At 69.9% G+C, this 2,124-nt stretch carries 4 protein-coding genes; all 4 read right to left on the reverse strand.

The window, feature by feature from the left end; all coding sequences use genetic code 11:
- Positions 1–78: 78 nt before the first annotated feature.
- Positions 79–684, reverse strand: a complete 606-nt coding sequence (locus tag A3728_RS11560; protein WP_201722185.1) for a thiamine phosphate synthase — start codon at positions 682–684, stop codon at positions 79–81.
- The gene (locus A3728_RS11565) at positions 681–1,442 is read right to left on the reverse strand and encodes a thiazole synthase (RefSeq protein ID WP_067923724.1); all 762 of its coding nucleotides are present in this window, start codon (positions 1,440–1,442) and stop codon (positions 681–683) included. Before A3728_RS11565 ends, A3728_RS11560 begins: the two co-directional genes overlap by 4 nt.
- A 1-nt stretch (position 1,443) precedes the next feature.
- The gene (thiS, locus tag A3728_RS11570) at positions 1,444–1,641 is read right to left on the reverse strand and encodes a sulfur carrier protein ThiS (RefSeq protein WP_067923727.1); all 198 of its coding nucleotides are present in this window, start codon (positions 1,639–1,641) and stop codon (positions 1,444–1,446) included.
- On the reverse strand, positions 1,631–2,124 hold a 494-nt coding region (locus tag A3728_RS11575), incomplete at its 5' end, for an FAD-dependent oxidoreductase (protein WP_150120749.1). The genes A3728_RS11575 and thiS, both read right to left, overlap by 11 nt.

The raw sequence follows: 2,124 nt of genomic DNA on the forward strand, positions 1-2,124 counted from the left end.
CGAGAACATGCGCCCCGGTCAGCCGCGCCTGTCCGCGCGGTCCCACCTCGGGCAGGATCTCTTGCCGGGCATAGCGGCTCATCGTCTGTGCTCCGTCGCGGCGATCCATTGGGCGCAGCGCGCTTGCGGGTCCGCCGCCTGCGCGATGTCGGTTACCACGGCGGCACTGTCGGCCCCTGCGGCGAAGAGCGCAGGCAAGCGCTCCGGCGTGATGCCCCCGATCCCCACCAGCGGGACCCGCCCGGCGCGGCGCTTCCACTCCGTCACACGCTCCAGCCCCTGCGGCCCCCATTTCATCTTCTTCAACAACGTCTCCCAGACCGGGCCGAGCGCCACATAGGCCGGATCCTGCGCCAGCGCGCGGTCAAGCTCCGCCGCGTCGTGGGTGGAAAGCCCATAGGCGATGCCTGCGCGGCGCAGCGCCTTCAGATCGGCCGTGTCCATATCCTCCTGCCCCAGATGCACCGCGTCGCAGCCCAGATCGCGGGCCAGTTGCCAGTGATCGTTGACGACAAGCTGTGCGCCGTGGCGGGCGGCGATCTCCTTTGCCTGCGCGATCTGGCGGCGCACCTCCGGCTCGGGCAGGTCCTTCAGGCGCAGTTGCACCAGCCGCACCCCACAGGGCAGAAGGCGGCGCAGCAGCGCCACATCCCCCACGATCAGGTAGAAAGGGTCCAGCTTCATCCCAACAACTCCGCCATCCCGAAGACGGGGGTGGAGGCGCGGCCCATGTCGCGCGCCGGCATCACCCCTGCCTCCTGCGCGGTGCGGCCCGCCGTGACCGCCAGCCCGAAGGCGCGCGCCATGGCGACGGGATCGCGCGCCCGGGCCACGGCGGTATTGAGCAACACGGCGTCATAGCCCAGTTCCATCGCCTGCGCCGCCTGCGACGGGCTGCCGATACCCGCGTCGACGACCAGCGGGATATCCGGAAAATGCGTGCGCATGCTGCGCAGGGCCCCGATGTTGCGCAGCCCCTGCCCCGACCCGATGGGCGCGCCCCATGGCATCAGCACCCGGCAGCCCGCCTCCACCAGCCGTTCCCCGACGATCAGATCGTCGGTGGTATAGGGAAAGACCTCGAACCCCTCGCTGCAAAGGACCCGCGCCGCCTCCACCAGCGCGAATGGATCGGGCTGGAGCGTATCGGCATGGCCGATGACCTCCAGCTTGATCCAGGTGGTGTTAAAGACTTCGCGGGCCATCTGCGCCGTGGTGATCGCCTCGCGCGCGCTGTGGCACCCGGCGGTGTTGGGCAGGATGCGGCAACCGCTCTCTTTCAGGATATCGCGAAAGCCTGCCCCGCCCTTGCCCTCGCGCCGCAGCGAGGCGGTGATCACCTCGGCGCCCGAGGCGGCGATCGCGTCGCGCAGCACACTGGGTGACGGGTATTGCGCGGTGCCCAGCATCAGCCGGCTGGTGAGTTCCGTGCCGTAGAACATCTCAGCCCCCCTGCATCGGCGACAGGATTTCGACCCGCACCCCGGCGCGCAGGGCCGTTTTCGCCCGCAGCCCGCGCGGCACGAACGCACCGTCGAGCGCGGTCGCCACGGCACCGGCCTCCGCGCCGGTTTCCTCCACCAATGCGGCGAGCGTTCGGGACCGGGTCGTATAGGGATCGCCGTTGAGATCAATGCGCATGGGTCATCTCCTTTTCCAGATGCGCCACGAGGTCCGTGGCCAGGGCCGGGGCCATCAGAAAGCCGTGGCGATAAAGGCCGTTGATATGGATCGCCGCGCCGCGGAGCCGCAGGGCGGGCAGGTTGTCGGGAAAGGCGGGGCGCAATCCGGCGGCGGTGCGGATCACCTCGGCTTCGGCGAAACCGGGATGGACGGTATAGGCCGCCGACAGCAGTTCCATCATGCCGCGCGCCGTGACGGCGCGGGAATCGTCGCTTTCGACCATGGTGGCCCCGACCATGTAGCGGCCCTCGCCGCGCGGCACGACATAGACCGGAAAACGCGGATGCAGCAGCCGGATTGTCAGCGTCAGGGTGACATCAGGCGCGCGAAGCTCCAGCATCTCGCCCCGCACCACCCGCAGCCCCGGCAGGACGTGCCGCGCGGCCATCCCCGTGCAATCGACGATCCGCCCCCGGGGGGCGGCATCGCGGAACGGCACGC

Origin of the sequence: Sulfitobacter sp. HI0040, assembly GCF_001634885.1 — a bacterium.
Classification (GTDB): domain Bacteria; phylum Pseudomonadota; class Alphaproteobacteria; order Rhodobacterales; family Rhodobacteraceae; genus Sulfitobacter.

What these genes read in the sequence shown, in the direction of transcription:
- A3728_RS11560 (WP_201722185.1), bottom strand. Translation starts at nt 684, where the DNA reads ATGAAGCTGGACCCTTTCTACCTGATCGTGGGGGATGTGGCGCTGCTG.
- A3728_RS11565 (WP_067923724.1), bottom strand. Translation starts at nt 1,442, where the DNA reads ATGTTCTACGGCACGGAACTCACCAGCCGGCTGATGCTGGGCACCGCG.
- thiS (WP_067923727.1), bottom strand. Translation starts at nt 1,641, where the DNA reads ATGCGCATTGATCTCAACGGCGATCCCTATACGACCCGGTCCCGAACG.